Raw genomic sequence first — 26254 nt, 5'->3', positions numbered from 1 at the left:
CACGACCCGCATGAAAACTCTCTACAAGTTCGCCCCGCTCGCGATGCTCGGCGCCTTCGCGACGCCGGCCTGTGCGCAAAGCAGCATCACGCTGTACGGTCTCATCTCGGCCGGCGTCGGGTACGCGACCAACCAGGGCGGCAAGAACGCCTGGCAGGCGCTGTCCGGCACGAACCAGAACCCGCGCTGGGGGCTGAAGGGCAAGGAGGATCTCGGGCAGGGGCTGTCCGCGATCTTCCAGCTGGAGAACGGCTTCAACGTGATGACGGGCACGGCCGCGCAGAACGGTCGCGAGTTCGGGCGGATGGCCTACGTCGGCCTCGCCGACCGCACCTATGGCTCGCTGACGTTCGGCCGCCAGTACGACGCGATCCACGACTACATCGGGCCGGTGATCATCGCGAGCAACGGCGTGAACATCGGCGACAACGACAACGGCTACAACGACATCCGCGTGCAGAACTCGGTGAAGTACGTGAGCCCCGTCTATTACGGCCTGAAATTCACCGCGCTGTACGGCTTCAGCAACGCGACGGGCTTCGCGAACAACAGCGCATACAGCTTCGGGCTCGGCTACGAGCAAGGCCCGCTGCGCTGGAGCGCGGTCTACGCGCAGTACAACCATCCGTACAGCGCGACGAACCAGGACGGCGCGATCGCGAACGACTATGCGTCGCCGCTGCTGATCTTCAGCAAGAGCGCGATGTCGCCTGCGGCCTATGCGAGCCGCCAGCGGATCGCCGGCACCGGCGGCTTCTACACGATCGGCCACGCGCAGTTCGCGGCGATGTTTACCGACGTGCGCTACGATTACCTCGACCATTCGCACCTGCATTTGCAGAACCTCGGCGTGAACGTCGTCTACACGATGACGCCGCAGCTCTTTCTCGGTGCCGCGTATGCGTTCACGAACGGCAAATACGACGTGATCGACAAGCGGCCGAAATGGCACCAGGTGAACCTGCAGGCCGATTACTACCTGTCGAAACGCACCGACGTCGCGCTGACGGTGATCGCGCAGCAGGCGGCCGGCGACGCGGACCACGCACAGATCTTCGCGTACGCGCGCTCGACCAGCACGCGCCAGATGATGGCGACGCTCGGCATCCGGCACGTTTTCTGAGCACCCGGCCATGACCCATCCGATCGCATCCCGCCGCACCTTCCTGAAACTGTCCGCCGCGCTGGCCGGCACCGCGCTGCTGCCCGAAACGGGCGCGTTCGCGGCCGGCGGCGATGCCGCGCGCCGCACGGTGATCATCGATACCGACCCGGGGCAGGACGACGCCATCGCGATCCTGTTCGCGCTGGGCGCGCAGGACCGCCTCGACGTCCGCGCGCTGACCGCCGTCGCCGGCAACGTGCCGCTCGACCTGACCGAACGCAATGCGCGGATCATCCGCGACTGGGCCGGCCGCACGAAGACGCTGCCCGTGCATGCGGGCTGCCCGCGCCCGCTCGTACGCGACCTCGTGACGGCGGCGAACGTGCACGGCAAGACGGGGCTCGAAGGCGTCGAGCTGCACGAGCCGCGCGCACCGCTTGCCGCCGGCCACGCGGTGTCGTATCTCGTCGATACGCTGAGCCGCGCGGCGCCCGGCAGCGTGACGCTGTGCGCGCTCGGCCCGTTGACGAACATCGCGACCGCATTGGTCGAAGCACCGCAGATTCGCGGCGCGTTGCGCGAAATCGTGCTGATGGGCGGCGCGTTCTTCGAGCGCGGCAACATCACGCCGGCCGCCGAGTTCAACATCTACGTCGATCCGCAGGCGGCCGAAGTCGTATTCGGCAGCGGCGTGCCGATCGTCGTGCTGCCGCGCGACGTCGCGGTGAAGGCGCCGATCACGCCGGCGCGCGTCGCGCCGTTCCGTGCGCTCGGCAACCGCTGCGGCACGATCGTCGCGGACATCATGGATGCGGAGCTCGCATACAACAAGAAGCGGCGCGGCGTCGAAGACGCGCCGATGTACGACCCGACCGCGGTCGGCTATCTCGTCGATCCGACGCTATTCGGCGGCCGCAAGGTGAACGTGATGGTCGAGACGACCGGGCAATGGACGCTCGGCGAGACCGTCGTCGACTGGAACGGGCGGAGCGGCCGCACGGCGAACGCGACGTGGATCAACGAGGTCGACGCGGACCGCTTCTACGCAGCGCTCGTCGAGCGCATCGCGAAGCTGCCCTGAACGCGGGCAGTTACGCGGCGAACCGTGAACGGTGCACGCAATCAGATGTGCTTCGCAATCCACTCGCGGCAGGCGCGCACGTGCGGGCCGCGATCGTCGCCGGCGAGCGAGATCAGCGAGATCGCGCGCGTGACGCGCGGCTTGTCGACGCGCAGCGCGACGAGTTCGGGATCGTGCAGATGCATCGTGTAGAGGCTCGGCAGCACGGCGGTTGCGAGGCCGTTGCGAGCAAGCGCGTAGAGCGGCTCGGTGTACTCCATCCGGTACGTGACGTTCAGGCGCAGCTTCTCGGCGCCGCCGGTGCGTTGCAGCGATTCGCTGACGCTGCCGCGCACGAACACCGCGAGCTCGCGATCGACGAGCTTCGCCCACGTGACGCTCTTCGCGCGGGCGAGCGGATCGTCATGCCGCACGACGATCACGATCTCGTCCTCGAAGAGCTGCCGGTAGCGCAGCGTGCCGTCGTCGCTGTCCGGTTCGCGCACGCCGATGCCGAGATCCGCGACGCTGTCGCGTACGGCCTCGACGAGCGCGCTGTTCGGCAGGTCGGTGAGCGTGAAGCGCAGCGTCGGGTGCGCGTCGCGCAGCGCGTTGAGCGCGGGCAGCAGGCGGCCCGCGACCGACGGGATGAACGCGATGCGCACGGTCTGGATGCGTTCGCCGATGAGCCGCGTCATGTCGTCGAACGTGCCGCGCGCCTGGTTCAGCAGGCGTTCGGCGAGCGGCAGCACGGCTTCGCCCGCGGAGGTGAGCGTGAGCCGGTGCGCGGAGCGCGCGAACAGGCGCCCGCCGAGCAGGAACTCGATCTGGCGGATCGACGCGGTGAGCGCAGGCTGCGTGAGCGACAGCGCCTCCGCGGCCTGCGTGAAGCTGCGTGCGTGGGCGAGCACGACGAAGTGCTGGACCTGCCGCAGCGTGAGCGCGGGCAGCAGCGACGAGCGGTCGGACGACATCGGGCAATAACGGTCGGGATGCGGTACGCGGCAGTATAAGACCGCGCTGCGTGAATCGGCACAGGACAATATTCGGAATCACAGGAGAACCACCATGTCAGCGACTGACACGATGCCGGCGCGAGCGCCGGCCAACTGGCTCGAACGCCGCTTCGCGCTCGCCGCGCGCGGCACGAGCGTGCGCACCGAGACGATCGCGGGCGTCACGTCGTTTCTCGCAGCCGCGTACCTGCTCGTCGTGATCCCGTCGCTGCTCGCGACGGGCGGGATGGAGCGCGGCGCGGCGACCACCGCGACGATCGTCGTGTTCGTGCTGTTCACCACGCTGATGGGGCTCTACGCGAACCTGCCGTTCCTCGTCGGCCCCGGCATCGGCGGCTCGGTGATCATCGGCGTGACGCTCGCGACGACGGAGCACGTCGGCTGGCAGACGGGGCTCGGCATCGCATGCGTGTCGGGCGTGCTGTTCTTCCTGCTGACGATCCTCGGCGCACGCGGCGTCGTGGTGCGGCTGATTCCGGTGCAGATCAAGCTCGGGCTCGGCGCGTCGATCGGGCTGTTCGTCACGATGCTCGGGCTGCGCAATGCGGGGATGGTCGTCGCGAACGCGAAGACCAATGCGTTCGCGCTCGGCGATTTCTCGCGGCCGGGCGCGCTCGTCGCGCTGATCGGCCTCGGGGTCGCGATCGTGCTGCAGGCGCGCAAGGCGCCTGGTGCAATCCTGATCGCGATCCTCGTCGCCGCGGCGGCCGGCGTGCCGCTCGGCGTCACGCATCTGCCCGCGTCGTTCGTGTCGCTGCCGCACAGCATCGCGCCGATCGCGTTCAAGCTCGATATCGGCAGCGCATTGAGCCTTGCGGCCGCGCCGTACCTGTTCGCGTTCTTCGCGGCGGAATTCTTCTCGACGCTCGGTACCGCGCTCGCGGTCGGCGCGAAGGCGAACCTGCTCGACGAACAGGGCAACCTGCCGAACATCAACCGGCCGTTCCTCGTCGATTCGCTCGCGGCGACGCTCGGGCCCGTGTTCGGCATTCCCGCGCTGACCGCGCTGATCGAATCGGCGGCGGGCGTCGAGGCCGGCGGCCGCAGCGGGCTGTCGTCGCTGGCGGCGGCCGTGCTGTTCGCCGCGATGCTGCTGTTCGTGCCGGTCGCGCTCGCGATCCCGAAAGAGGCGACCGCGCCCGCGCTGATCCTGATCGGGCTGTCGATGTTCGCGACGATCCGCCATACGCATTTCGACGACTTCACCGATGCGCTGCCCGTGATGTCGATGGTGCTGCTCACGCTGATGTCGAACAGCTTCGGCACCGGCATCGCGGGCGGGCTGCTGTGCTACGTGCTCGTCAAGCTGCTGGCCGGCCGCTGGCGCGACGTGTCGTGGGGGCTCGTCGTGCTCGCGCTTCCGCTCGGCTATTACTTCTGGACCGTCGTGAAGCCGCACTGAGAGACGGCTTTCGCGACGCATCGGCACGACCCAAAAGAGACTGCAATGAAGGCAACACCAGGTAACGTCCCGGCCGCGCGCACGGGCATCGACATCACGCCGGCCCATCGGGCCTTCTTCCACGCGCTGCCGAAGGTCGAGCTGCATTGCCACCTGCTCGGCGCAGTGAGGCACGACACGTTCGTCGCGCTCGCGGCGCGCAGCGGCGCACCGATCGAGCGCGCGGAGATCGACGCGTTCTATGCGCGCGGCGAGAAGCCGGTCGGCGTGCTGCACGTGCTGCGCGCGCTCGACAAGTATCTGCTCACGCAGCCCGACGACCTGCGGCGGATCGCCTACGAGTATCTGGAGGATGCGGCCGCGTACAACGTCAGGCATGCGGAATTCTTCTGGAATCCGACGGGTACGGTGCGTGTGTCGGGCATCGCGTATGCGGATGCGCAGGCCGCGATCGTGACGGCGATCCGCGACGCCGCGCGCGACTTCGGGATCGGCGCGCGCCTGATCCCGAGTATCGACCGCGAGCAGGATCCCGATGAAGCCGTGGCGATCGTCGAATGGATGAAGGCGAACCGCGCGGACGAAGTGGCGGGGCTCGGGATCGACTATCGCGAGAACGACCGGCCGCCGGAACTGTTCTGGAAGGCCTACCGCAATGCGCGTGCGGCGGGCTTTCGCACGACCGCGCATGCGGGCGAGTTCGGGATGCCGTGGCGCAACGTCGAGACGGCCGTCGATCTGCTGCAGGTCGATCGCGTCGATCACGGCTATACGATCGTCGACAACCCCGAGTTGTGTGCGCGCTATGCGGAACGCGGGATCGTCTTCACCGTCGTGCCGACGAATTCGTATTACCTGCGTACGCTGCCGCCGGAGCAATGGGCGGAACGCCATCCGATGCGCAAGATGCCGGGTCTCGGGCTGAAGATCCATCCGAACACCGACGATCCGACGCTGCACAAGGTCAATCCGGCCGAGGCGTGGGAGTTGATGTTCAGCCATTTCGGCTTCACCGTGGCCGAGCTGAAGCAGTTCATGCTGAACGGGATCGACGGCGCGTGGGTGGACGACGCGACGAAGGCCGCGTGGCGTGCGGCGTGGGGGCCGGAGTTCGATGGCCTGGCAGATACGCTCGCCGCAGGCTGAGCACGCCTGCGTTTTACGCCGGCCGGCGCATCAATCGGCCGGCGGCTCGTTCAGGTTCAGGTGATAGCGCAAGTCGCCCGCGAAATCGAACAGCGTGTCATCGCGGAACGAAAAGCGCCACACACCGTCGACGCGTTCGAATGCGTCATGATCGCGGCCCGCCGCGATCGGTTGCCGCGGGAGCCCGTCGGCCGCCTGCAGCACCGTGTAGTAAGCGCGGGCCGTCGGGCGATGCGCGGCTTCGTCGAGTATGGCTGTCCACGGACCCGCCACGCGACGACGACGCTTCGATAGACGGGGGCCGCGTCGCCCATGCCGGCGTGACCCGCCGGCACCCCGATCAGCGGAAGAACCTCAGCCAGTCGAACAGGCCCGGATGCGGCGTGCGCCGTCGCGGCGCCGGCGCCGGTGCGCTGCGCGGCCGGAAGTCGGGCGAGAACTGCGCGCGCGGATCGATCGCCCGCGCGCGCAGCGCCGCATCGTAGAACGTGCCGACGATCGGCAGCGCGCTGTGTGCGCCCGCGCCCCAATAGTCGCTGCGCAGCGTCACGCTGCCGTCGTCGAAGCCGACCCACGCGCCGGCCACGAGCTGCGGATGCATCAGGATGAACCAGCCGTCCGCGTTGTCCTGCGTGGTGCCCGTCTTGCCGGCGACGTCGACGCGAATGCCATACCGTGAACGAATGTCGACGCCGGTGCCGCGATCGACGACATCGCGCATCACGTCGACCAGCGTCTGCGCGGCGGGCTCGGGCAACGCACGTTCGGGCGGCGCGCTGCCGAAGGCGGCGAGCACCTTGCCGTCGCGATCCTCGATGCGCGTGATCGTCTGCGGCGCGACGTACACGCCACGGTTCGCGATCGTGCCGTACGCGGACACCATCTCCTTCAGCGTGACGGGGCTCGTGCCGAGCGCGAGCGACGGTACCGCGTCGAGCGGGCTCTCGCGCACGCCCATCGCGCGCGCGAGCTGGACGACCTTCGCGGCGCCTTCCCGCTGCATCACCTGCGCGGTGATGCGGTTGCGCGACAGCGCGAGCGCATCGCGCAGCGTCATCGGTTCGCCCGTCGGCGGCTCCTCGTCGGTCGGGCGCCAGACCGCACGGCCGTCGATCGGGATCGCGACGGGGCGGTCGATGAACGTATCGCCCGGCCGCATGCCGTCCGCGAACGCGGCGCCATAGACGAACGGCTTGAACGTCGAGCCGGGCTGGCGCCGCGCCTGCGAGACGTGATCGAACGGCTCGCTGCCGAAATCCGGACTGCCGACCCACGCGCGGATCGCGCCGTTGCGCGGATCGATCGCGACGAAGCCGGCCTGCACCTGCGTCTTGCGCTCGCACAGCGCGCGCATGAACGCCCGATCGGTGCCGAGCTGCTTCAGCACCGCGACATCGGTGAGCCCCGTGTCGCGCGCCTGCCGATAGTCGGGTGTCTGGCGGATGAAGCCGCGGAACAGGTCGTTGCGCAGCCCGCAGCCGGACGGGCCGCGCCACGCGCTGTCGGCGATCGCCTGCAGCTGTTCGGTCTGCCGCGTCAGCGCCTGCGTCGCGATGTCCTGCAACTGTGCGTCGAGCGTCGTGCGCACGACGAGGCCGTCCGAGTAGAGATCGTAGTTGTTGCGATCGGCCCACGCGATCAGCCATTTGCGCAGTTGCACCGCGAAGTGCGGGGCGAGGCCGGGCTGTCCCGACTGCGGCTCGAAGTCGACGCGCAGCGGCTGGCGCTGCAGTTTCGCGAGTTGCCGCGGCGTCAGCATGTGCATCTGCGCCATCCGGTCGAGCACGATGTTGCGCCGCTGTACCGCGCGTTCCGGATTCAGCACCGGGTTGTAGTAGCTGTTGCCCTTCAGCATCCCGACGAGCGTCGCGCTTTCGACGATGTCGAGCTGGTCGGCCGACGTGCCGAAGTAGGTGCGCGCGGCCATTTCGACACCGTACGCGTTGTACAGGAACGGCACGGTGTTCAGGTAGGTCTCGAGAATCTCGTCCTTGCTGTATACCGACTCGATCTTGAACGCGGTGATCAGCTCCTTCACCTTGCGCGTGAGCGTCGGCGCGCGGCCGACCTCGTCCGGATACAGGTTGCGCGCGAGCTGCTGCGTGATCGTCGAGCCGCCCTGGCGATCGCCCGAGAACGTGCGCAGCCCGGCCGCGAGCGTGCGGCGCAAGTCGATGCCGTGATGCGTGTAGAAGCGGTGATCCTCGGTCGCGATCAGCGCGTCGACCATGTGCGGCGAGATCTGCTTGAGCGGCACCCATTCGCGGTTGACCGGCCGGAACTCGGCGATCAACTGGCCGTCGGCGGACAGCACGCGCGCGGGGCGATCGATGCGCGCCTTGCGAATGTCGCCGATGCTCGGCGTGAACGGGACGAACGCGAGCAGCACCAGCAGGCCCAGCACCGGTATCGCGGCGAGCGTCAGCGCGACGCCGCGGCGCGTCGGATGACGCAGGCGATGCAGCACGCCGGCGGCCAGCGCGCGGATGCGCGCGCCGCAGGCGGCGGCGAACGGTGCGACGCGGGCGCGGCAGCGAAGCCACGCGTCACGGAGAAGCGGCACGAAACGATTCAAGGCGGCAGGAGCGCGGAGGGAAGAGGCGCGATCCTAGCAAACGACACACGTGCGCCGGTGGCCAAAACGGCTGTTTGCTTGCAGGATTTACAGATGATTACGTTTGTTGCTCGCCGACAATCTCTTACGGCGCGCGCGGCCGTGATTCTGCAGACGAAACCACCGCCGCGAGCCGCTGCGCGGCCGCTTCCATCTGCGCGCGGCCGAACCCGCCGAAGCCCAGCACGAGCCCCGGGCGTGCCGTGCCCGGCGCGAACATCGGCGAGACCGCACGCACTGCGACGCCGGCCTGCGCGGCACGCTCGACCACGTCGAGATCGTCGATTCCTTCCGCGAGCCACAGCACGACGTGCATCCCCTGGTCGCCCGGCTGCACCCACGCGCGTTCGCGCGGCAGCCGCGCACCGAGCGTGTCGATCAGCAGCGCGCGCTGCTCTGCATACACGCCGCGCACGCGGCGGATGTGGCGGTCGAGATGGCCTTCCGCGATGAACGCGGCCAGCACGTGCTGGTCGGCAGTCGGCGCGTGGCGATCCATCAGCACGCGTGCGCCGCAGAACGCGGGCACGAGATCGTCGGGCGCGATCACGTAGCCGAGCCGCAGCGACGGAAACAGGATCTTGCTGAACGTGCCGAGGTAGATCACGCGATCGGGGGCGAGCCCCTGCAGCGACGGGAACGGATAGCCTTCGTAGCGCAGCTCGCTGTCGTAATCGTCCTCGACCACCCACGCGTGCCGTGCACGTGCCCACGCGAGCAGCGCATTGCGCCGCGCCATGCTGAGCGGCATGCCGAGCGGATACTGGTGCGACGGCGTGACGAATGCGACCCGCGCATGTGGCGCGAAACGGATACCGGCCTCGACGTCGATGCCGTCGGCGTCGACCGGCACCCGCACCATCGCGTCGTGCCGCCCCGTACTGTCGAGCAGCGCGGTGATGCCGCGATAGGCCGGGTTCTCGACCCACGCCTGGTCGTCCGCGCCGAGCAGCACCTGGCTCGCGAGATGCAGCCCCTGCTGCGTGCCGCTGGTGATCACGACCTGGCCGGCATCGCAGCGCACCGAGCGCGACCGGCGCACGTAGTCGGCGATCGCCTCGCGCAGCGGCAGCGCGCCTTGCGGATCGGCATAGCCGGACGGCGCGCCGGCGCCGCGCGCGCGCAGGCGATTGCCGAGCCGGCGCCAGATGTCGTCGGGCGCGGTGAGGCCGATCGGCACCGAGATCGCGAACGGCATGGCCGGCAGCGGGCTGAATTCGCGGGCGATTTGCGCGAAGGTGGCGGCCGGCTCGGGCAGGCCGGCGTGCGCCGCGCGCCGGCGTGGCGCAGGCGGCGCGGGTTCGGGGCCCGGCGGCGGCTCCGCGAGCGCGTTCGCGACCTGCGTGCCTGCGCCGCCGCGCGATTCGAGGAAGCCTTCGGCGACGAGCTGCGCATACGCATCGACGACGGTTCCGCGCGCCACCTGCCGCGACGTTGCCAGCAGCCGGGTGGACGGCAGCGTGTCGCCGGGCCGGACGTCTCCGCGCCGCACGGCTTCGCGCAGCGCCTGCGCGAGCTGGCGGCTCAGGTCGCCGGCCGCGCGGTCGAGCGCGCCGAGCGACGGGATTTCGACGTTCCGGGCCGTTCTTGCCATGATTCTGGTCTGCTGAAATTGTTCCAAACCGGCTCTAAAGCATAAACCAGTTTGAGATGACAATCGACGCATGACGGGCCAGCGCCCGATCCATTCCAACCCCCGCACGACCGTGGAGCCGACATGTACGTCCCCGCCGATTTCAACGAACCCAACCCCGACGCGCTGCGCGAGCTGATCGTGCAGCATCCGTTCGGCAGCCTGATCACGCACGGCAAGTGCGGGCTCGACGCGATCCACATCCCGTTCGAGCTGCTGCCGTCCGACGGCGGGCTCGGTGAACTGCATGCGCACGTCTCGCGCGAGAATCCGGTCTGGCAGGACGTCGCGGACGGCGACGAGGTGCTCGTGATCTTCCGCGCGGGCGACGCATACATCTCGCCGACCTGGTATCCGAGCAAGCATGTGGCGCACCGGCAGGTGCCGACCTGGAACTACGTGGTCGTGCATGCGCACGGGCGCATCACGGTGCGCGACGACGCGAAGTTCGTGCGCGGCGTGGTCGCCCGGCTGACGCGCACGCACGAGGCGTCGCAGCCGGTGCCGTGGAAGATGGGCGACGCGCCGGCGGATTATCTCGACACGATGCTGCAGTCGATCGTCGGGCTGCAGATCGAGATCACGCGGTTCGTCGGCAAGCGCAAGCTCGGGCAGAACAAGGCGGAAGCCGATATCCGCGGCGCCGGCGACGCGCTGGTCGCGAACGGCAACCTCGCGATCGGGGAAGCGATGATCGCGGCCGCCGACGCGAAGCGCGGGTGAGCGCACCCGATATGCCGGCCCGCGCGGGCGAGCGCCATGCCCGTGCGCCGGCCCGTTACTGCGTGCGCGTCGTGCCCTTCGCGCCTTCGCCGGCCTGTGCGAGCGCGCTGCGGATCGCGGCTTCGGTCTTGTCGTACCCGCCTTCGCCATAGCGCGTATAGACGACCTTCCCGTTCGCGTCGATCAGATACAGCGCGGGCCAGTACTGGTTGCCGTACGCGCGCCACGTGTCGTAGTGGTTGTCCTGCGCGACCGGATACTTGATGCCGAAGCGTTTGATCGCATCGGCGACGTTGCCCGCGTCGCGCTCGAACGGATACTCGGGCGTATGCACGCCGACCACGACGAGCCCCTGGTCGCGATACTTCTGGTCCCACTCCTTCACGTACGGAATCGTATGAATGCAGTTGATGCACGAGTACGTCCAGAAATCGACGAGCACGACCTTGCCGCGCAACTGGCCGAGCGTCAGCGGCGCGCTGTTGTGCCAGCGGTCGATGCCCGTGAAATCGGAGGCGGCCATGCCGGCCGGCGATGCCGGCGCGGCCGCGTCGTCGCGGGTGCCCGCGAACGCGGCGAGCCCGGCCGTGGCGGCGAGGGCGATGACGAGGGCGGCGATCTTGAATCGGGGCAGCATGGCGTTCTCCTGAGCGGGAGGCCGCCGCTCGGAGGCGGTGGCCGGACGTGTTTCGACAGGCCCCATTAGGCGGCGCCGACGTATCTGCGATGTGTCCGGCAGGCCGCGCGTGTGCAATGTTGTGTGTCGTCGCGGCGGCGCGATACATTGGGATACAAAAGCAGGCCCGCCGTGCGGTATAAAAGCGGACATCGCCTGCCCGAATACCACGACACCGACCACGACTCATGGACAAGATCGACCACGTGCTGATCGTCGACGACGATCGCGCGATCCGCGAACTGATCGCGGATTATCTGGAGAAGAACGGCATGCGCGTGTCGCTGGCCGCGAACGGCCGCGAGATGCGCAACGTGCTGGACGACGGCGCGCCCGACCTGATCGTGCTCGACCTGATGATGCCCGGCGAGGACGGCCTCACGCTGTGCCGCGACCTGCGCGCCGGCAAGTTCCGCACGGTGCCCGTGCTGATGCTGACCGCGCGCGGCGAGGAAACCGACCGCATCATCGGCCTGGAGATGGGCGCCGACGACTATCTGGCCAAGCCGTTCGCGGTGCGCGAGCTGCTCGCGCGGATCCGTTCGGTGCTGCGCCGCGCGCGCATGCTGCCGCCCGGCATGCAGGTGACGGAAACGGCCGAGATGCTCGCATTCGGCGAATGGCGGCTCGACACGACCGGGCGCCACCTGCTCGATGCCGAAGGCACGCTGGTCGCGCTGAGCGGCGCCGAATACCGGCTGCTGCGCGTGTTCCTCGACAACCCGCAGCGCGTGCTGACGCGCGACCAGTTGCTCAATCTCACGCAGGGGCGGCAGTCCGACCCGTTCGACCGGTCGATCGACCTGCTCGTGAGCCGGCTGCGCCAGCGCCTGCGCGACGGCGCGCGCGAACCGCGCTACATCAAGACGCTGCGCAACGAGGGCTATGTGTTCTCGTCGGCCGTGACTGCCGTCGACGGTGCGCCATGAGCACGCGCACGCCGTGGCACTGGCCGCGCTCGCTGTTCGCGCGGCTCGCGCTGATCCTGTGCGTGGGCCTCGCGCTCGCGCAGACGCTGTCGTTCTGGCTCACCGTGACCGAGCGCGACCAGGCGACCACCAACCTGATGATGGGCTACATCGAGCGCGAGGTCGCGAGCTCGGTCGCGCTGCTCGACCACCTGCCGCCGGCCGAGCGGGCCGCGTGGCTGCCGCGCCTCGCGCGGCGCAGCTATGCGTTCATCCTCGGGCCCGGCGAGACCGGCACGCCGCCGGAAGCGCGGCTGTCGGCGCGCGTCGAGCGGTCGATCTCCGACGGCATCGGCGGCGACTACCCGCTGACCGCGAACGCGATCCCCGGCGACCGCGAACATCTGCAGGTGCATCTGCGCCTGACCGACGGGTCGCCGCTGACGATCGACATCCATCCGATGTCGACGGTGCCGCTGTCGGGCTGGCTGCCGGTCGTGCTCGTGTTGCAGCTCGCGGTGCTGGCCGCGTGCTGCTGGCTCGCGGTGCGGCTCGCGACGCGGCCGCTCAAGCAGCTCGCGCAGGCCGCCGATGCGCTCGGCCCCGACCTGAAGGGCGAGCGGCTGAACGAGAGCGGGCCGTCGGAAGTCGCGCGCGCCGCACGGGCGTTCAACGCGATGCAGGATCGCATCGCACAGTACATGGCCGAGCGCATGCAGATCCTCGCATCGATCTCGCACGACCTGCAGACGCCGATCACGCGGATGCGCTTGCGCGCCGACATGATGGACGACGACGCGCAGGGCGCGAAGCTGCGCCAGGACCTGCTCGAGATGGAGCACCTGGTGAAGGAGGGCGTCGCGTACGCGCGGACGCTGCACGGCACCGAGGAAGCCGCGCGCCGCATCGATCTCGATGCGCTGCTCGACAGCATCGTGTGCGACTACACGGATGCGGGGCAGGACGTCGCGCTGCACAGCCGCGCGCCGCTCGCGCTCGTCACGCGGCCGAAGGCGCTGCGCCGCGTCGTCGGCAACCTCGTCGACAACGCGCTGAAGTTCGCGGGCGCGGCCGAGATCGACGTGCAGGCCGCGCCGGACGGCGGCGCGGTGATTGCCGTGCTCGACCGCGGGCCCGGCATTCCGGACGATCAGCTCGATGCGGTGTTCGAGCCGTTCCGGCGCGTGGAGACGTCGCGCAACCGCGAGACGGGCGGCACAGGGCTTGGCCTCGCGATCGCACGGCAACTCGCGCTCGCGATGGGCGGCACGCTCACGCTGAACAACCGGGCGGACGGCGGCGGGCTGGAGGCGCGGCTCACGCTGAGGAATGCGGGGTGACGGGATGCGGCGCGTGAGCGTCGCGGTTTCGGGGTTGTGTCGAAACCCAAGCCGAATCCGAAGCTGGCGTTGAAGCCCAAGCGTGCGACGTCACACGCGCTGCAGATGCGCGTCGACGAGCGGTGCGAGCGTCTGCGCATGCGCGGCGGCCAGATCGTGCCGGCCGCCGGGCACGACATGCAGTTGCGCGTCGGGCAGCCGTTCGAGCAGGCGCCGGCCGGCCGCGACGGGGCTGATCGGATCGTCGTCGCCCCATAGCAGCAGCGTCGGCTGCACGATGCGGCCGATATCCCGCGACAGGTCGGCACGGAACGTCAGGAACCAGTCGGGAAGCTGCGGGTTGGCTTCCGCGAAACCGGTGCGCCAGTCCTGCGCGCCGAGCCCTGCCATGTCGAGTCCGCCGGACGTGACCGTCAGCACGAGGTGCGTGATCAGTTCGGGCTTGTCGAGCGCCGCGCGCATCGCGATCACGCCGCCCATCGATTGCGCGATCACGGCAGTCGGCCGGTCGATCGTCGCCAGCACATGACGCACGAGGCGGTCGAAATCGTCGACGGCCGGATCGCGCGGCGTGTCGCCGAACCCCGGATAGCCGACGATCCGGTGTTCGGCCGGATGCGTCAGCAGGCTGGCGAGCGGTTGCCAGAAGGCGGTACTGCCCGATGCGCCGGGCAGGAAGAGCAGTTGCGACGGAACGGGCATGGCGGTGCGGTTGTCCTGTAATCGAAGCGAAGCGGGCGACGGGGCGGTACGTGCGTGTCAGCACCGGCCGGTGCGCAGCGCGACGGTCCAGTCGTCGCGCCCGCGCGATGCCGCGGTGACGGCCGCCGTGTGCCAGTCGTATTCGACCGCATGGAATTCGACGCTCCAGCCGGCCGCCGTGCGCGACACCATCGCGTAGCGCGCATGCGGCGAGCCCGTCTCGATGCGGTGCGGATGCGGCAGGCCGTCCGCGTACGCCTGCAGCCCGACGCTGCCCGGGTTGACGATCAGCCGGCCCTCGTCGAGCTTCGCCGTGCGCGGGATGTGCGTGTGGCCGCACAGGATCAGCGACGCCGGTTCGTCGCCCGCGCGCCGCGCGATCTCGTCGGGCGTGGCCGCACGGCAGCCGTCGGGCGTGACCGTTTCGAGGAAATAGACGAGGTCGCTGTCGGGCGTGCCGTGCACCATCAACACGTCGTCGCCGAGCGTCATGCGTTCGGGCAGCGCGGCGATCCAGTCGAGATGATCGGCGCGCAGCGTGTCGTGCGCCCAGCGATCCGACAGCCCCATCGACTCGCGATCGCCGGTGAGCAGTTGCCGTTCGTGATTGCCCTTGATGGTCGGCAGGTCGAGCGCGATCAGGCGGTCGGCCGTTTCGGGCGGATGGAGCGCGCCCGACAGGATGTCGCCGAGATTGACGATCACGTCGGCACCGCGGCGGCGGACGTCGTCGAGCACCGCGTCGAGGCCGGCGAGGTTGCCGTGGATGTCGGACAGCGCGGCGATTTTCAAGGTGGATCGTCGGGGAAGGGAGCAGCGATTGTCGTCAATTCGGCGCAGGCCGTCCAATGGCGTGCGCATGCGAAGCGGTGAGCGGTTTGGCGTGACGCCGCGATTGGTGTGTCAGTCGGTCGCGAGGCGCGCGTACATCGCGACATCGCCCGGCGTGCCGCGCACCATCTTGTACGCACGCAGCAGCCCTTCGTAGCGGTAGCCGCACTTCTGCAGCACGCGTGCGGAGCCCGCGTTGCCGGTCAGCACGACGGCCTGCATGCGCAGGAAGCCGCCGTCCGCGAAGGCCCATGCGGTGACGGCCTCGCACAGCGCGCTCGCGATTCCGCGCCCCCAGTGCGACGGCGCGAGATCGTACGCGATCTCCGCCGAGCGGTTCACGGTGGACACGGTATGCAGGCCGATCGTCCCGGCGAGCGCGCCCGATGCGTCGTCGATCACGGCGAGACGGCGGACCGAATCCGGGTCGGCCGATTCGATGGTGTCGAACAGCGGCAGCAGATCGTCGGGCGCGCGCAGGTTCCAGCTCGTGTGGCGGAAGACGTCGGGGTTCGACAGGTACGCGTACCACGCATCGAGATCGGCGCGTTCGAGCTGGCGAAGCGACAGGCCCGGAAAGCCGGAGCGGGGCGGCGCGGCGATTTTCATCGGCATCCGCCTCTACGCCGAATGACGCCGGTACAGCGCCAGCGACCCGGCGAGCGCGAGCAGCATCGCGCCGCACGTGCGTTCGAGCCACAGCGCACCCGTGCGCTTCAGCAGCCGCACCGCGCGTGCGCCGAGCAGCGCGTAACCGAACATCACCGCGCCGTCGAGCAGCGCGAACGTGACCGCGAGCGCGACGTATTGCGGCGCGAGCGGCGCGGACGGATCGAGGAACTGGGGCAGGAATGCGGAGAAGAACAGATAGCCCTTCGGGTTCGTCACCGCCGTGAGAAAACTCTTCGCGAAGATCGACGCGTTGCGCCCGGATGCCGCGCCGTCGTGCGCGGCGGCGACGTCGAGCGATCCCTTCGACATCAGCAGCCGGATGCCGACATACGCGAGATACGCGGCGCCGAGCCACTTCACCACCGAGAACCAGAACGCCGACGCCATCAGCAGCGTGCCGAGGCCGAGCGCGACCGCGACGATCAGCACGAAGTCGGACACCATCGCGCCCGCGAAGCCGTAGGCCGCGCGGCGCACGCCGTAGCGCGAGCCGTTGGTCAGCGCGAGCAGCACGGTCGGGCCGGGTGTCGCGATGCCGACGAAGGCGACGGCGGCGAAGATCAGCAGGGTCGTTTCATGCATGAAGGCACTCCCGATGGACGGCGGCGTTCGATTATCGGCTGTGCCTGCCCGGGCTGTACAGGTGCGGCGCGCCGCGCACACGCCCGCCCGTTCGACTATCTCGATTTTGGCAAGAAACTGTTTTCATTATTCCGCTTTCGATCGGAACCGGTTCCATCTACCATGGCGGCCGCAGCGGGCATGCCCGCCGCGTCGTCGCGCGCGGACGACGCCGGCCTCGCACCGCCGGCGGATCTCGCCGCCCGCGCGCTACTCGCAACCGACAGCCAGAACAACGGGTTCACCGCCCGGAGACACGACAATCATGAACAAGCAACTGATCGCAGCCCCGCTGCTGCTCTCGCTCGCGGGCATCGCCGCCGCGCAAAGCTCCGTCACGCTGTACGGCATCGTCGATGCGGGCGTGACCTATCGCAGCAACGAGCGGGTCGGCTCCGCGGGCGCGTACACCGGCCATTCGAGCGTCGGGCTCACGACCGGCAACCTGTCCGGCAGCCGCTGGGGGATCAAGGGTTCCGAGGATCTCGGCGGCGGGATGCGCGCGCTGTTCGTCCTCGAGAACGGCTTCGACATCACGAACGGCACGTCGGGGCAGGGTGGCCGCCAGTTCGGCCGCCAGGCGTTCGTCGGCCTCGGCAGCGATCGCTACGGCACGGTCACGCTCGGCCGCCAGTACACGTCGCTCGACGACTTCGTGAGCCCGGTCGGCCCGTCGTCGTACATCGGCGGCTTCGGCGCACACCCGGGCGACATCGACGACCTCGACCAGACCGCGCGTGTCGACAGCTCGATCAAGTACACGAGCGCCAACTACGCGGGCTTCACGTTCGGCGCGCTGTACGGCTTCGGCAGCCAGCCGGGCAGCATGAAGCAGCGCAACACGTGGAGCGTCGGCGCGGCGTACGCGGCGGGCCCGCTGCGCGTCGGCGTCGGCTACGAGCGGTCGGACAACAGCAAGACGGGCGCGACCGACCCGACGGCAGGCAAGTGGCAGAGCACCGACGACGGGCTGTTCAACTCGTCGATCAACGAAGGCTATGCGAGCGCGCAATCGCAGCAGATCATCGCGACCGGAGCGACCTACGACTTCGGCCCTGCCGTCGTCGGCGTGAACTACAGCAACGTGCAGTACCGCAGCGGCGGCCAGTCGCTGTTCACCGGTCATGCGACGTTCAACGTCGCGGGCGTGTTCACGCGCTGGAACGTGCAGCCGCAGACGCAACTCTTCGCGGGCTACAGCTACACGCGCGGCAGCGATGTCGACGGCGTGGACGACCGCGCGCAGTATCACAACGTCACGCTCGGCGCCGTCTACGACCTGTCGAAGCGCACCAGCGTGTACCTGCTCGGCGCGTATCAGCATGCATCGGGCATGACGCTCGACGCGCTCGGCCGGCCGGTGGCCGCGACCGCGTCGGTGTCCGACAAGGCGAACGGCCACTCGTCCGATTCGCGCTCGCAGGCCATCGTCAGCCTCGGCCTGCGCCAGAAGTTCTGACGCGCAGCGATCGTTGCGGCTGCAACGTTGCCCGCGGTCGATGCCGGTAACGTTGCACGCATGCTCCTATACTGTCGCGACCTTTCTTCGAGGAGACGACATGACCCGAACGCATTCCGCGAGTTGCCTGTGCGGTACCGTCACCGTGACGCTGCGCGGCGAGCCGGCGGCGCGCGCGAACTGCCATTGCGCGACCTGCCGCGATTTCTACGGCACGCCGGTGCTGTCCGCGACCGCGTGGCCGCCGGAGCAGGTGGCCGTCGAAGGCGGCCACGCGACGTTCCCGCATCCGGCGAAGTCGATGTCGCGCACGTACTGCGCATCGTGCGGCGAGATCGTGTGCGGCACCAACCGGCTCGGCCTGCGCGTCGTGCCGAACAGCCTGGCCGCGCGTGCGCACGGCGGGCAGTTGCCCGGCAACCTGCAGCCGACGATGCACCTGTTCTACCGGCAGCGCGTGATCGACGTCGTCGACGTGCTGCCGAAATTCGTCGACGGCTGGGACGGCCCGACGCTCGACAACGCGAGCTGAACGATCGCGGCCGCGTGCCGGCATGGCCGGCGTGCGGTTCCGGTTTGCTTCGCCGTCTCCCGCTTTTCCCTCCCTTTCTTCCGCCGCCTGCCGCCGCGCTGAATCGCGACAAGACGATTGCGCCGGATAATATTTTTTCCCTTTCATTTCAATTTCGATTTGTAATCATCGAGCTCATCTCCGGGGAGTGAAAAAGGCAATGCGGATATTTCAGAAAAAATGACGCATTCGCATTGAGTGACCCGGAAGAAAATGCCGGAGAAAAAGCACCGAAATCGTGTAGCCGGCAAGCTGCTGCGGCGCGGTGAGCGGGTTTGACCATCGTTGACGGAAAAGCGCCGGACGGCAAAAAGAACGGAGTGAATAATTCGGGGGTGACGGCGAATGTGCTTTAGCCGGAATCACCAATATTTCATGCGCCGGGATTTACAGTGTCGACAATTGAACGTTCGGGAGAATTATTCATGTCAATGAAACAAATTCGGGCGGCGTTGCTGGGAATGGGCATGGCGATGCTGGCGCCCGCGAGTCACGCGCAGGCGCAATACTCGACCGACTGGCTCGCGAATACGTACGGCACACTGGCCCAGCACGTCGGCAACGCGGCGCGCTCGATGTGGGTCGCGCCCGAGGGCGTGATCTACACGGCATCGCGCTGGGACGAGAACGCGGGCGGCGTCGCGCTCTACCAGAACGGCCAGCCGATGGGCACGATCGGCATCCACGACGAATTCCAGGGCGGCGCGATTACCGGCAATGCGACATCGCTGTTCGTCGCGCTCGGCTACAACCGCACCTTCGGCAGCGGCTCGGTGGGCCGCTACGATCGCAGCACGAACAAGCGCGACCTGCGTATTCCGGTCAGCACGTGGACGGGCCTCCCGAACCCGGACGTGATCACCGGCCTCGCGACGGCCGGCAACCTGCTGTACGCGAGCGATTTCTACGGCAACCGCGTGCGTGTCTATACGACCGACGGCGTGTGGCAGCGCGACATCGGCGTGACCGGGCCCGGTGCGCTGGCGCTCGATGCGGCGGGCAACCTGTGGGTGGCGCGCATGAGCGCGGGCGTGGTCGTGCAATACAGCGCGACCGGCACGCTGATGAACACGATCCAGATGGCGGCCGGCGCGCGGCCGTCGGCGCTGTATTTCGACGCGTCGACGGGGCAGTTGCTGGTGGGCGACCAGGGCCGCGACATGAACATCAAGATCTACAGCCTCGCCGGGGTGCCGCAGCAGATCGGCACGTTCGGCGTGCAGGGCGGCTATCTCGACACGACGTCGGGCATCAAGGGCCAGGTCGGCGACAAGCGCTTCACGCGCGTGGTCGGCATCGGCAAGGATGCGGGCGGCAACCTGTACGTGCTCAACAACGCGTGGGGCGGCGGCTGGGATCTCGGGCGCAACGGCAGCACCGACCTGCATTCATACAGCCCGACGGGCGCGCTGCAATGGAAGCTGCAGGCGCTGAACTTCGAGGCGGTCGCCGCGCCCGACCCGGCGACCGACGGCGCGTTCTTCTACAGCGGCAACAACGTGTATACGGGCTCGGCGGGCGGCACGTTCGTCGCGAACACGGTCGATCCGTACACCTACCCGAAGGACCCGCGCCTCGACATGAACGACTACCAGCGCGGCCAGCACTTCGGCCAGCTCGTGACGGTCGGCGGCAACCGGATTCTCGTCGCGTCGGGCCAGAATCCCGGCAACTTCAATTTCTATTACTTCACGCCGGCGACCGGCTATATCGCGAATCCGGCCGGCTCGCTGCCGGGCAAGCCGTTCAACACGACGCTGCAGGTCACGACCGGTTTCGACATCGACGGCAACGGCGACGTGTGGGCCGGGCTGAACGGCTCCAACGTGATTACCCGTTACCCGATGACGGGCTTCGACGCGACCGGCAAGCCGTCATGGGGCAAGCCGGTGACGACGCCGGTGCCGAGCACCGTGGCGCCGACTACGCGCATCATCTACCAGGCGGACAGCGACACGATGATCCTCGCGCAAGGCCTCGCGAACAATTGGGACTGGACCGCGATGAACGGGCACATCGAGGTCTATCGCGGCTGGAAGAACGGCAACACGAGCGCGCCGAACCCGGTGATCAACCTGACGAGCGCGAACCCGAAATCGATCGCGGCGGCCGGCCACTACCTGTTCGTCGGCTACGTGCACACCGTGCCGAACGTCGACGTGTTCGATCTCAACACGGGTGCACTCGTGACGACGCTGACCAACTCGAACACGTCGGCGATGGACGTCGGCAACGACGTCGACTCGATGTACGGGATCCGCGCGTACCTGCGCTCGACCGGCGAATACGTGATCACGAAGGACAACTACAACGGCACGAGCATGATCGTGTATCGCTGGCATCCGTGAACGCGCAGGGCGTGCGGGCCGCACGGGCCGTTTGGCCTGCTCGGCGCCCGCGTCAAGGCGCGCCGAGCACGCGCCCGTTCACGCTGAGCCCGTACGTCGAATCGGGCGAATCGTGGAACTTCGCGCGCGTGCTCTGCACCGAGCCCGCGAAGCGCGGGGCCTGCGGACGTTCGTGGGGGAATTATTCTCAGAGACATCAGTATGAAAGCGTAAGCCATGGCTGCGCGACCATGGTGATATTAATTTTTATATGGATAACTGATTGTATGCGCTGGGGCGTGGAAGATCGACTTGTATAATTTCCCCCAACGAATGCACCCATGCTTTACCGAGAGAGAACGTTATCCATGAACTGGGACGATGCCCGCGTTTTTCTGGCCGTTCATCGCACGGGAACGCTGCGCGAAGCCGCGGCCGTGCTCGATGTCGATCAGGCCACCGTCGGGCGACGCCTGACGGCGCTGGAGAAGGCGCTGAGCGCGAAGCTGTTTCTCAAGACGTCGTCCGGCTACGTCGTGACGCAGATCGGCGAGCATTCGCTGCAGGCCGCGGAAGCGATGGAGCGGGCGGCGTGCGACTTCGAGCGTCGCGTCCATGGCTCGGACGACCGCCTCGAAGGCGAGGTCCGGGTGACGACGACCGATTCGCTGGCGATGGATTTCGTCGTGCCCGCGATCCGGTCGCTCCGACGGACATGCCCCGCGATACACGTGATCCTGACGACGTCCGTGCAGGTGCTCAACCTGACGCGACGCGATGCCGATCTCGCGATTCGAACCGTGATGCCGGAAAATCCCGATCTCGTGCGCCGGAAGCTGGCCGAGTGGGAGGTCGGGCTGTTCGCGAGTCGCGAGTATCTGGATGCACATGGCGCGCCCGCAATCGGGTCCGCTTTCGAAGGGCATGACCTGGTCGTCTACCAGCCCGCCATCACGTCCAACCAGGGCGACACGCTGTGCGGCGAGCCGATGGAACGCGGGCGCATCGCTGCGCAAGTGAGTTCGAGCCTGATGCTGGCGACCGCGATCCGGTCGGGCATCGGCATCGGCGAACTTCCGGTGTATATGGCACAGGAACACGATTCGCTCGTGCGAATCTGGCCCGACAGGACGCGAGCCGCGCCGTATCAGGTCTGGCTCGCGTCGCATACGGACCTGAACCGGACGGCTCGCGTTCGGGCCGTCACCGCCGAGATCGCCGCTTCGTTCGACCGCTATCGATAGCGGCCGGGATCTCGCCGGTGCGGGCCGGGCGCTCAGCGGGCCGGGTCTCGCGCATCGAGAACGTGCGTCGCGCGGCATACCAGCGAGGCACGATCGCGACCGCCGCGACGATCGCGAAGAAAGGAATAGCCGTCGCCAGCACGTGGCTGCCGGTACCGAGCAGGCCGCTGGACACGGTGGCCGCGAGCGATGCACTGCCGATCTGGAAGAAGCCGACGAGCCCGGACGCCGTGGCCGCGCGCCCGTGTTCGCTCGCGATGGCGCCCGACACGGCGAGCGACAACGACGATCCGTTCGACAGGCTGACAAGAAACATCGGCATCACGATCGCGATGATGCTCTTGACGTGCCACGACTCGCACAGGGCGAACGCGATGCCGCCGGCCACGAAGCAGCCCACGCCGGCCACGACGATCGCGTCGTAGGACATCCGGTCGAGCATGCGGCGCGCGATCAGGTTGGCGGAAACGATGCCGGCGGTCAGCGGCAGATAGAGCCAGCCGCTTTGTCGTTCCGACAGGCCGAGGCTGGAGAAGATGAACGGCGACTGCGTCAGGTAGACGAACCACGCGCAATAGATCGCACAGACGACGAGCATGTATCGGATGAACGCCTGGTCCCCGAGCACGTCGGCGAAGCCGGCCAGCGGCACGATGCGAGATTGCGCCGGCGCGACGGGCGGCCGCGTTTCCTTCAGAAGAAGCTGAACGAGCACGAGCGCGACGACGCCAAACCCGGCGACGAAAATGAAATCGCTTCGCCACCCGAACCACGCGGCCAGATATCCGCCGATCGCGGGGGCGATCGCGGGAGACAGCGACACGAGCGGATACACGATGCTGTAGACCTTCGCGGATGCGTTCTTGTCGCAGGTATCGGCGATGATCGCGCGACCGATGACGAGGCCGGACGCCGCGCCGAGCGCTTCGAGGACGCGCCATCCGAGGAAGCTCGCGAAGCCGCCTGCGCTTGCGCAGCCGATCGAGCCCAGGATGTACAGGAGGATGCCGGCCGTGAGCACCGGTTTGCGCCCCCATCGATCGGAGAGGGGGCCGTAGAACAGTTGCGCGCAGGCGAGCGCGATCAGGTACGCCGATACCGTCTGCGGCATCTGCCATGCGCCGATCGAAAACTCATGGGCCATCGACGGCATTGCGGGCAGGTAGACGTCGGACGCGATCAGGCCAAAGGCGCTCAACATGGAGACGACGAGGATGAGTGAGAAGTTGGACATGTTCGCTGGGTGGTTGGGGCGGAGCGCGTGACCGGACGGAGATGACGACGTGCTTTGGATAGCCTCGGGAAAAGGCCGGGGCGATCATACGGCGTGCGATGCGGTTCGGGAGCCGGCGGAATTGCATCGCTCGGATGCATTTTCGCGGGCGGCGAAGCGGGTGCCGGGAAGGCGTGTGGAGGAGGGCGTCAGGTGTCGCGCGGGATGCCGGTCAAGAGGCATCCGGTGCGGGTGTTGGCGGCGAGCAACGAGGCGCTTCGCGGTCGTTCTTGTTTCGCCGGATGATCGAGCAGTGCTTTGTCGGCGCGTTGTTGTCCGGCATCGCGCGCGGATTGGCCGCGACCGATCGCGAAGCGGCCTGGATGTTGCGCCGAGGAGAGGGGCGGGCCGCTGCAATTGATGAGCGACCGCTAAAACGGATCTTGCGTGTGGGCCGCTACTTGCCAGCCGGCCCACGCACGCATCGGGACATCAGACCATCAGAACGACACCGTCGTCGTCAGCGTGACGAGCCGCGGCTCGCCGACCGCGACGATCAGGTTGGTGTTGCTCGACGGGTAGTAGGTCTTGTCGAGCAGGTTCTTCACGTTGAGCTGGAAGCGCGTCGGGAACTTGCCGATCGTCGTTTCATAGGCCGCGAATGCGTCGACGGTCACGTAGCCGGGCAGCGTGAAGCTGTTCGCGGTGTCGCCGGAGCGTGCACCGACAAGACGTGCGCCGCCGCCGAAGCGCCAGCGGCCGGGCAGGTTCGCGATCGCCGTGTCGTACACCGCGAACAGGCTGCCCGTGTGGCGCGCGACGTTGACGAGCGGCGTGTTGCTGTCGCGATCGTTCGCGTTCGTATAAGCGTAGCTGCCGATCACGCTCAGGTGGCGCGTGATCTGCCCCGCGACGTCGAGCTCGATCCCGCGCGAGCGCGCGGTGCCGATCGTCGACGTGAGATCGCCGACCGTGACCGCGACGTTGCGCTTGTCGATCTGGTAGACCGCGAGCGTGCCGGTGATCGCCGGCTTCAGGCTGAATTTCAGCCCGGCCTCGAGCACGCGGCCGTATTCCGGCGCGAGCGGCGCCGCGACGTTCGTGGCGACGTTCGGCTTGAACGAGCGGCTCACGTTTGCATACGCGGTCAGTGCCGGCGTGAGCGCATACGCGAGCCCGAACTGCGGCAGCCACACGTTGCCGCGCGAGCGGTCGGCGAACGCGAACGGCCGCCCCATCCCCGATTCCTGCTGCCAGTTTTCCCAGCGCAATCCGCCCGCCGCGGTGAGGCGGTCGGTGAGCTTCACCGAGTCCTGCACGACCATCGAATACGCATGCACCACCGAACGCGAATCGCTTTGCTTCGGGTTCGGCGTGCCGCCCGGCGCGAGCAGGTCGTACACGGGGTCGTACAGGTTGAAGCCCTTGGTCGCCTTGCCGCGGATCGTATCGCCGCGGAAGCTGCGCTGTCGCTCGTATTCGCTGCCGATGTAGAGCGCGTGGTGCATCCCGGCGAGCGTCACGTTGCCGAGCAGGCCGAGCGTCGCGATCTGGTCGGAATCGTTGCGCCCGAGGTTTGCATCGGACGAGCGCGTCAGTGCGCCGGTCGTGCTGTTGAACGCGGTGGCGCGGGTGATGTATTGGTCGTAGCGATCGCGGCCCCAGCCGTAAGTCGCGCGCACGCGCCACGCATCGGAGAAGCGGTGCTCGATGCGCGCGCGCAGCGTTTCCTGGATGCCGTTGCTCTGCGACCACGCTTCCTCATAGCGGCGATAGCGCAGCGCGTCGTCGAGCTGGCCGTTCACGAGCACGGTGCCGCGATCGAACGGCGTCGTGTAGTCGACGTACTGGTAGCTGACGTCGATCGACGTGTTCGCGTCGTGCCACGACAGCGCGGGCGCGATCAGCGCGTCGCGCTGGCGGCCGAAGCTGCGCCAGTAGCGGCTCGTGTCGTACTGGCCGGTCAGCCGGAACGCGAGCGTGCCGCCCGCGACCTGGCCCGGCTTGCCGAGCGGGCCCGTGAGATCGAACGTCGCGCTGCTGCCGCCGTGACTCGTACGCGAGGCGGAAATCGAGCCGCCGAACGTGTCTTCCGGCTTGCGCGTGACGAGGTTGATCACGCCGCCCGGATCCTGCATTCCGTAGAGCAGCGACGCCGGGCCCTTCAGCACTTCGACGCGGTCGATCGTCGCGAGATAGCTGTGCAGCACCGGCGTGCGCACGCCGTCGACGAGCACGGAGCCGTCGTTGTTCGACCCGAAGCCGCGCTTGATGAACGCGTCGCGTGTGCCGCCAAGCGTGTTGGTCTGCGTGACGCCGCTGATGTTGCCGAGCACGTCGTCGAGCGAGCGCGCCTGCTGGTCCTGCATCACGCTGCTGCTGACCACCGCGACCGATTGCGGAATCTCCTTGATCGAACGGTTGTCGCCGCCCGCGATGCTCGTGGTGCGCGGCTGATAGCCGACCGTCGGATCGACGGCTGCCGATGCGCTGACGCTGATGGCCGGGAGTTCGCGCGCGGGCGGTGCCGCGGGCGTGGAGGCGGAAGCGGCGGGCTCGGCGCCGGCGCGTTCGGCGGCGGACGCATGCGTGCCGCTCGCGACGCAAAGAGTAATCAGGGCAGGCAGGCTCGTGCGCCACGGACGCAGGGTCCGGGCACGGCGGGGCGTTCGACGGGATGGCATGAATCGATGCAGGAGGGAGTGCTAAGGATCGTGTCGCGGGCCGCAGCGTCTCGCCGCAGCCAAGGTGCGGATAATACATGTAATGAGAATCGTTTGCAATTGTAATGAGATGATCGGCGGCACGCCGCCCTTGGTTGCCGCGCTGTCGGCCGTCTGCTACCGTAGCGACCAAAATCAGACGCAGTGAAATTCAATGAGAGAGCCGGGGGCCGCACCATGTCATCTTCCTGTCACGTCGCGTTCAGCGCGACGCTGCGCACCGCACACGACCATGCGGGTGCTGAAGTGATCGCAGCCGTGTTCCGCC

Annotated in this window: 22 protein-coding genes and 1 pseudogene; 11 read left to right on the top strand and 12 right to left on the bottom strand. The window is 68.1% G+C overall.

The genetic code is table 11. The annotated features are described in order from the left end of the window. Positions 1-10: 10 nt before the first annotated feature. Together G3N64_RS07195 and G3N64_RS07190 are read left to right on the top strand one after the other, a co-directional pair. Complete coding sequence (locus tag G3N64_RS07195) at positions 11-1123, top strand: porin (protein WP_205783146.1); 1113 nt, start codon at positions 11-13, stop codon at positions 1121-1123. 10 nt (positions 1124-1133) lie between these two features. Beyond that, entirely contained in the window at positions 1134-2186 is a 1053-nt protein-coding gene (locus G3N64_RS07190) for a nucleoside hydrolase (protein ID WP_205783145.1), read from the top strand. Positions 2187-2227: 41 nt separating this feature from the next. On the opposite strand, the gene G3N64_RS07185 is transcribed toward G3N64_RS07190, so the two are convergent. Beyond that, positions 2228-3139 (bottom strand): LysR family transcriptional regulator, encoded by a 912-nt coding sequence (locus G3N64_RS07185; protein WP_205783144.1) that lies wholly within the window; start codon positions 3137-3139, stop codon positions 2228-2230. A 94-nt stretch (positions 3140-3233) separates the two neighbouring features. On the opposite strand from G3N64_RS07185, the gene G3N64_RS07180 reads away from it, so the two are divergent. Together G3N64_RS07180 and add are read left to right on the top strand one after the other, a co-directional pair. Further along, positions 3234-4583, top strand: coding sequence for an NCS2 family permease (locus G3N64_RS07180; protein ID WP_205783143.1), 1350 nt, complete (start codon positions 3234-3236; stop codon positions 4581-4583). A gap of 45 nt (positions 4584-4628) precedes the next feature. Further along, positions 4629-5729 (top strand): adenosine deaminase, encoded by a 1101-nt coding sequence (gene add / locus G3N64_RS07175; RefSeq protein WP_205783142.1) that lies wholly within the window; start codon positions 4629-4631, stop codon positions 5727-5729. Positions 5730-5759: 30 nt separating this feature from the next. Here add and G3N64_RS07170 read toward each other — a convergent pair whose 3' ends face one another. From G3N64_RS07170 to G3N64_RS07160, 3 genes are all read right to left on the bottom strand, one after another. Further along, positions 5760-6002: a hypothetical protein gene (locus G3N64_RS07170; protein ID WP_241020826.1), complete on the bottom strand. Its 243-nt coding sequence runs from the start codon at positions 6000-6002 to the stop codon at positions 5760-5762. A 67-nt stretch (positions 6003-6069) separates the two neighbouring features. After that, positions 6070-8304, bottom strand: a complete 2235-nt coding sequence (locus tag G3N64_RS07165) for a transglycosylase domain-containing protein (RefSeq protein WP_205783141.1) — start codon at positions 8302-8304, stop codon at positions 6070-6072. 124 nt (positions 8305-8428) lie between these two features. Then, entirely contained in the window at positions 8429-9937 is a 1509-nt protein-coding gene (locus tag G3N64_RS07160; RefSeq protein WP_205783132.1) for a PLP-dependent aminotransferase family protein, read from the bottom strand. 123 nt (positions 9938-10060) lie between these two features. On the opposite strand from G3N64_RS07160, the gene G3N64_RS07155 reads away from it, so the two are divergent. Beyond that, on the top strand, positions 10061-10699 hold the full coding sequence (locus tag G3N64_RS07155) for an FMN-binding negative transcriptional regulator (RefSeq protein ID WP_205783131.1): 639 nt from the start codon (positions 10061-10063) through the stop codon (positions 10697-10699). Positions 10700-10754: 55 nt separating this feature from the next. Here the strand turns inward: G3N64_RS07155 and G3N64_RS07150 are convergent, their stop codons facing one another. Then, positions 10755-11336, bottom strand: coding sequence for a thioredoxin family protein (locus G3N64_RS07150; protein WP_205783125.1), 582 nt, complete (start codon positions 11334-11336; stop codon positions 10755-10757). Between the two features lie 227 nt (positions 11337-11563). On the opposite strand from G3N64_RS07150, the gene G3N64_RS07145 reads away from it, so the two are divergent. Together G3N64_RS07145 and G3N64_RS07140 are read left to right on the top strand one after the other, a co-directional pair. Further along, entirely contained in the window at positions 11564-12304 is a 741-nt protein-coding gene (locus G3N64_RS07145; RefSeq protein WP_089426714.1) for a response regulator, read from the top strand. Next, positions 12301-13623 carry an ATP-binding protein gene (locus tag G3N64_RS07140; protein ID WP_205783123.1) on the top strand — a complete coding sequence of 441 codons (1323 nt, stop codon included), beginning with the start codon at positions 12301-12303 and terminating at the stop codon, positions 13621-13623. Before G3N64_RS07145 ends, G3N64_RS07140 begins: the two co-directional genes overlap by 4 nt. A gap of 90 nt (positions 13624-13713) precedes the next feature. Here the strand turns inward: G3N64_RS07140 and G3N64_RS07135 are convergent, their stop codons facing one another. The 4 genes from G3N64_RS07135 to G3N64_RS07120 form a co-directional block, all read right to left on the bottom strand. Then, on the bottom strand, positions 13714-14325 hold the full coding sequence (locus G3N64_RS07135) for an alpha/beta fold hydrolase (RefSeq protein WP_205783115.1): 612 nt from the start codon (positions 14323-14325) through the stop codon (positions 13714-13716). A 57-nt stretch (positions 14326-14382) separates the two neighbouring features. Further along, positions 14383-15117 carry a metallophosphoesterase family protein gene (locus G3N64_RS07130; protein ID WP_205783114.1) on the bottom strand — a complete coding sequence of 245 codons (735 nt, stop codon included), beginning with the start codon at positions 15115-15117 and terminating at the stop codon, positions 14383-14385. A 111-nt stretch (positions 15118-15228) separates the two neighbouring features. Continuing rightward, positions 15229-15765: a GNAT family protein gene (locus G3N64_RS07125; RefSeq protein WP_205783113.1), complete on the bottom strand. Its 537-nt coding sequence runs from the start codon at positions 15763-15765 to the stop codon at positions 15229-15231. 12 nt (positions 15766-15777) lie between these two features. Then, entirely contained in the window at positions 15778-16410 is a 633-nt protein-coding gene (locus G3N64_RS07120; protein WP_205783112.1) for a LysE family translocator, read from the bottom strand. Positions 16411-16714: 304 nt separating this feature from the next. Between G3N64_RS07120 and G3N64_RS07115 the strand changes: the two genes are divergently transcribed. The 3 genes from G3N64_RS07115 (at position 16715) to G3N64_RS07105 (ending at position 20827) form a co-directional block, all read left to right on the top strand. Next, the gene (locus G3N64_RS07115) at positions 16715-17908 is read left to right on the top strand and encodes a porin (RefSeq protein WP_205783108.1); all 1194 of its coding nucleotides are present in this window, start codon (positions 16715-16717) and stop codon (positions 17906-17908) included. A gap of 100 nt (positions 17909-18008) precedes the next feature. Continuing rightward, positions 18009-18440: a GFA family protein gene (locus tag G3N64_RS07110; RefSeq protein WP_205783107.1), complete on the top strand. Its 432-nt coding sequence runs from the start codon at positions 18009-18011 to the stop codon at positions 18438-18440. 464 nt (positions 18441-18904) lie between these two features. Further along, the gene (locus tag G3N64_RS07105; protein ID WP_205783101.1) at positions 18905-20827 is read left to right on the top strand and encodes an SMP-30/gluconolactonase/LRE family protein; all 1923 of its coding nucleotides are present in this window, start codon (positions 18905-18907) and stop codon (positions 20825-20827) included. 52 nt (positions 20828-20879) lie between these two features. Here G3N64_RS07105 and G3N64_RS39660 read toward each other — a convergent pair. After that, positions 20880-21002, bottom strand: a pseudogene (locus G3N64_RS39660) (cytochrome C); the annotation flags it as partial. A 172-nt stretch (positions 21003-21174) separates the two neighbouring features. Here G3N64_RS39660 and G3N64_RS07100 point away from each other — a divergent pair. Then, positions 21175-22050, top strand: coding sequence for a LysR family transcriptional regulator (locus G3N64_RS07100; RefSeq protein ID WP_205783100.1), 876 nt, complete (start codon positions 21175-21177; stop codon positions 22048-22050). On the opposite strand, the gene G3N64_RS07095 is transcribed toward G3N64_RS07100, so the two are convergent. Continuing rightward, positions 22010-23284: a multidrug effflux MFS transporter gene (locus tag G3N64_RS07095; RefSeq protein WP_241020825.1), complete on the bottom strand. Its 1275-nt coding sequence runs from the start codon at positions 23282-23284 to the stop codon at positions 22010-22012. The two genes, G3N64_RS07100 and G3N64_RS07095, sit on opposite strands and share 41 nt — an antisense overlap. 479 nt (positions 23285-23763) lie before the next feature. After that, on the bottom strand, positions 23764-25947 hold the full coding sequence (locus G3N64_RS07090) for a TonB-dependent siderophore receptor (protein WP_205783096.1): 2184 nt from the start codon (positions 25945-25947) through the stop codon (positions 23764-23766). Positions 25948-26254 lie beyond the last annotated feature (307 nt).

It is taken from the genome of Burkholderia sp. Ac-20344 (assembly GCF_017104975.1).
Taxonomy (GTDB): domain Bacteria; phylum Pseudomonadota; class Gammaproteobacteria; order Burkholderiales; family Burkholderiaceae; genus Burkholderia.
Note: the sequence above shows the minus strand (reverse complement) of the source record. Positions and strands in the feature narration are given on the sequence as shown.